Consider the following 3,641-nt stretch of genomic DNA (forward strand, 5'->3'; position numbering starts at 1 on the left):
GAAGCACAGCCACCACACCCCGCCCACCCCCCCCCCCCCCCCCCGCGCGGGGCCCCGGGGCCCCCCCCCCCCCCCGCCCGCGCCCCTTTTCGCCCCGCCTCTCCCACCGGGCGTACGACATACGGACCCGGGTACCCGCACCGGACCAGCGACCCGGGAGGAGACATGAGCGAACAGACCCCGCACGACGAGGAAACCCCCGAGGTCCCCGACCGGGGCCCCGGAGCGCACTCGGGCGCCGAGCGGCAGGCCGGCCACCGCACCGTCCGCGGCACGGCGAGCGCCACCGAGGGCTACCGCCCCGACGAGGGAACCGCGGCCGGCGAAGCGCTCAAGGGAGTGGAGAAGGACGAGGACGACGACGCCCCGCCCGAGCAGCCCTGACGCGGACCGCAGAAGATCACCATTCTGCCGCAGCGGCGCCGCCCACGGCGCCACCGGGGCCCGGTAAAGGCCGCGTAAACCCCGGCGTACGCTGCGCACATGAGCGAGACTCGTGCGCTTCTGCGGCGCATACGCGTGTGGTTGGCCGTCTTCATCGTCTGTCTGGTGCTGAGCGGCCTGACGGCCTTTCCACTCGTCACCGAAGCGCGCCTCGCCGAGGAGGCCCTGACGGGCTGGGCATCGCCCGTCGCCGACGCCTTCCCCGCCCTGCCGGAGTGGATCGAGCGGGTACGCCTCGGCCTCGACACCGCCGACGCCCGGCACCCCTTCCTGCTCTACGGCACGGACTGGCTGGCCTTCGCGCACCTGGTGATCGCGGTCGCCTTCTACGGCCCGTACCGGGACCCCGTACGCAACATCTGGGTCATCGAATTCGGCATGATCGCCTGCGCCGGGATCATCCCCATGGCGCTGATCTGCGGCCCGATCCGGGGCATCCCCTTCTGGTGGACGCTGGTCGACATGTCCTTCGGCGTCCTCGGGGTGATCCCGCTGCTCGTCGTACGCCGCATGATCAAGCGCCTGGAGTCGCTGACCGAGCCGGTCCTCAGCGCTCGAACGCTGCTCGTGTGACCAGCGAACCCAGCGTGTCCACGCGGTTCGTGGTGATCGAGTCCACCCCGCACGCGATCAGCCGGCGCATCGTCCTGCGGGTGTCGGCCGTCCACGCCGACACCAGCAGCCCGTCCCGGTGGACGCGGTCGGTCAGCGCGCGGCTGACCAGCCCGAAGCGGTAGTTCAGCCAGCGCGGGGCTACCGCGTCGAGCAGGACGGGCCGGGGCGGGGCGAGCGTCGTCCAGGTGAGCGCGATCTCGGCGGCGGGGTCGGCGGCCCGCACCAGCAGCATCGCGGCGGCGCTGGAGCAGTAGTACACGCGGTCGGCCGCGCCGCACTCATGGACGGTGCTGACGATGGCGCGCACCGACGCCTCCGTGGCGCCCGGCAGGTCGATCATGACCCGGTGCGGTCCGGCCGCGACCAGCGCGTCCCGCAGGGTCGGCACGCCCTCCGGGCCGGTCAGTTCCCGCACCTCGGCCAGTGTGAGGCGGTCGAGCGGCCGGTCGACGCGCCACAGCCGCTTCAGCGAATCGTCGTGGAGGAGGACCGGCACCCCGTCACGGGTCAGCCGTACGTCGATCTCGACCGCGTCCGCGCCGCGCGCGAACGCCGAACGGATCGACGCGACCGTGTTCTCCCGGACCCGGTACGGGTCGCCCCGGTGCGCGACGATGACGGGAGACATCAGCGGGTGAGCCACTCGGTGGTGTAGCTGTCGATCTCGGCGGCGATCCGCGCCTTGCCCACCTCGTCCAGGAACGACGCCTCGACGGCGTTCTTGGCGAGCTCGGCGATGCCCCGCTCGTCCAGGCCCAGCAGCCGGGCCGCGACCCCGTACTCGTTGTTGAGGTCCGTGCCGAACATCGGCGGGTCGTCGGAGTTGATCGTCACCAGCACCCCGGCGGCGACCATCTCCTTGATCGGGTGCTCGTCGATGTCCGTGACGGCCCGGGTGGCGATGTTGGAGGTGGGGCAGACCTCCAGCGCGATGCGGTGCTCGGCGAGGTGGGCCAGCAGCTTCGGGTCCCGCGTTGCGCTGGTGCCGTGCCCGATCCGCTCGGCCCGCAGCTCGGTGAGCGCGTCCCATATGGTCTGCGGTCCCGTCGTCTCACCCGCGTGCGGCACGGACCGCAGACCGGCCGCGATGGCCCGGTCGAAGTACGGCTTGAACTGCGGGCGCGGTACGCCGATCTCCGGTCCGCCCAGCCCGAACGACACCAGGCCCTCCGGGTGCAGGTCGACCGCCAGCCGCGCGGTCTCCTCAGCCGCCTGCAGACCGGCCTCGCCCGGGATGTCGAAGCACCAGCGCAGGATGACGCCCAGCTCGGTCTCGGCCGCGATGCGCGCGTCCTCGATGGCCGCCATGAACGCCTTCTCCTCGATGCCGCGCCGCGTCGAGCTGAAGGGCGTGACGGTCAGCTCGGCGTACCGGATGTTCTGCCGGGCCATGTCCCGGGCCACCTCGTACGTCAGCAGCCGCACGTCCTCCGGGGTCCTGATCAGGTCCACCACCGACAGGTACACCTCGATGAAGTGCGCGAAGTCGGTGAACGTGAAGTAGTCGACGAGCGCCTCGGGATCGGTGGGCACCCTGGAGTCGGGGTGGCGGGCCGCGAGCTCCGAGACGATGCGCGGGGAGGCGGAACCGACATGGTGCACGTGCAGTTCGGCCTTGGGCAGCCCCGCGATGAAGGGGTGCAGGTCGGTCATCGGGGCCTCCTGGGCGCGTGGCCGGGCTGGTCAGGGATCATCGTAGGCGGGCCGTTAGCATGACGGGACACGATGGGGGAGGCCCATGTCAGAACAGAGCGAGCCGAACGATCCCTGGGCTCCGCCGGAGAGCAGGTCGCCCCAGGACCGGGTCGACCCCAACAAGCCGCCGGCGGTGCACGACCAGCCGACGGTGACGTCCATGCCGGCGGCCGGTGACATACCGCCGCCACCGATAGCCCCCGGCGGGCCGGGCCCCTACGGTTACCCGGCGCCCACGCCCGCTCCGGTGCCCACGCCCGCCCCGGTGCCACCGCCCACTCCCGCGACCACGACCAGCGGGTACGGCTACCCCGGCTACCCCGGGTACACCACCTACGGCCAGTCCGGCTGGCAGCAGGGCCCCGCGAACGGGATGGGCATCACCGCGATGGTGCTCGGCATCATCGCCGTCGCCGGCTTCTGCCTCTACGGGCTCGGCATCATCCTGGGCGTCCTGGCCCTCATCTTCGGCATCGTCGGCCGCAAGCGCGTCCAGCGCGGCGAGGCGACGAACGGCGGCATGGCCACCGCGGGCATCGTCCTCGGTTCGATCGGCACGGTGATCAGCGCGGCGTTCCTCGCGTTCATCATCTGGGCGATCATGGAGGACGTGAACAACCGCGACGGTCTCGAGGACGACGTCGATCCCTTCGCCACGTCCCTGGTCATCACCCCGCGCTGACCGCGCCTGCCGCCCAGGCGGCGCGTGCGCGGGCGGGCGCTTGGGCTCGGCCCTTGGGCGGGGCCCGGTGCGTGGGGTGTCCGTTCCTGGGGTGCGGGGTCTGTTGGGCTGGGCCCTGTTGCGTGGGGTGGTCGTTGGGGGCCGTTCCGGGGATCGTGTTCTGGGCTCTCTGTCGCTTCGCTCTGTCGTTTTACGCCCAGAACAC

5 protein-coding genes are annotated in these 3,641 nt (G+C 72.0%); 3 read left to right on the forward strand and 2 right to left on the reverse strand.

All coding sequences use genetic code 11. From position 1 onward, the window contains the following. Nucleotides 1–165 precede the first annotated feature (165 nt). The gene (locus ABZZ38_RS30340) at nt 166–384 is read left to right on the forward strand and encodes a hypothetical protein (RefSeq protein WP_356745743.1); all 219 of its coding nucleotides are present in this window, start codon (nt 166–168) and stop codon (nt 382–384) included. Between the two features lie 99 nt (nt 385–483). Next, nucleotides 484–1,017, forward strand: coding sequence for a hypothetical protein (locus tag ABZZ38_RS30345; protein ID WP_356745745.1), 534 nt, complete (start codon nt 484–486; stop codon nt 1,015–1,017). On the opposite strand, the gene ABZZ38_RS30350 is transcribed toward ABZZ38_RS30345, so the two are convergent. Continuing rightward, complete coding sequence (locus tag ABZZ38_RS30350) at nt 992–1,687, reverse strand: glycerophosphodiester phosphodiesterase (RefSeq protein WP_356745747.1); 696 nt, start codon at nt 1,685–1,687, stop codon at nt 992–994. The two genes, ABZZ38_RS30345 and ABZZ38_RS30350, sit on opposite strands and share 26 nt — an antisense overlap. Next, a complete protein-coding gene (locus ABZZ38_RS30355; RefSeq protein ID WP_356745749.1) occupies nt 1,687–2,712 on the reverse strand; it encodes an adenosine deaminase in 1,026 nt (341 codons plus the stop codon). The genes ABZZ38_RS30350 and ABZZ38_RS30355 overlap by 1 nt, the downstream gene beginning before the upstream one ends. Nucleotides 2,713–2,797: 85 nt before the next feature. Here ABZZ38_RS30355 and ABZZ38_RS30360 point away from each other — a divergent pair, with 85 nt between their 5' ends. Beyond that, nucleotides 2,798–3,436, forward strand: coding sequence for a DUF4190 domain-containing protein (locus tag ABZZ38_RS30360; RefSeq protein WP_356745751.1), 639 nt, complete (start codon nt 2,798–2,800; stop codon nt 3,434–3,436). Nucleotides 3,437–3,641: the final 205 nt, after the last annotated feature.

This window comes from Streptomyces sp. NPDC006368, from assembly GCF_040612535.1.
Lineage (GTDB): Bacteria > Actinomycetota > Actinomycetes > Streptomycetales > Streptomycetaceae > Streptomyces.

Excerpts from the sequence above, each read along its gene's own strand:
- ABZZ38_RS30340 (WP_356745743.1), top strand. The coding sequence starts at position 166 with ATGAGCGAACAGACCCCGCACGACGAGGAAACCCCCGAGGTCCCCGAC.
- ABZZ38_RS30345 (WP_356745745.1), top strand. The coding sequence starts at position 484 with ATGAGCGAGACTCGTGCGCTTCTGCGGCGCATACGCGTGTGGTTGGCC.
- ABZZ38_RS30350 (WP_356745747.1), bottom strand. The coding sequence starts at position 1,687 with ATGTCTCCCGTCATCGTCGCGCACCGGGGCGACCCGTACCGGGTCCGG.
- ABZZ38_RS30355 (WP_356745749.1), bottom strand. The coding sequence starts at position 2,712 with ATGACCGACCTGCACCCCTTCATCGCGGGGCTGCCCAAGGCCGAACTG.
- ABZZ38_RS30360 (WP_356745751.1), top strand. The coding sequence starts at position 2,798 with ATGTCAGAACAGAGCGAGCCGAACGATCCCTGGGCTCCGCCGGAGAGC.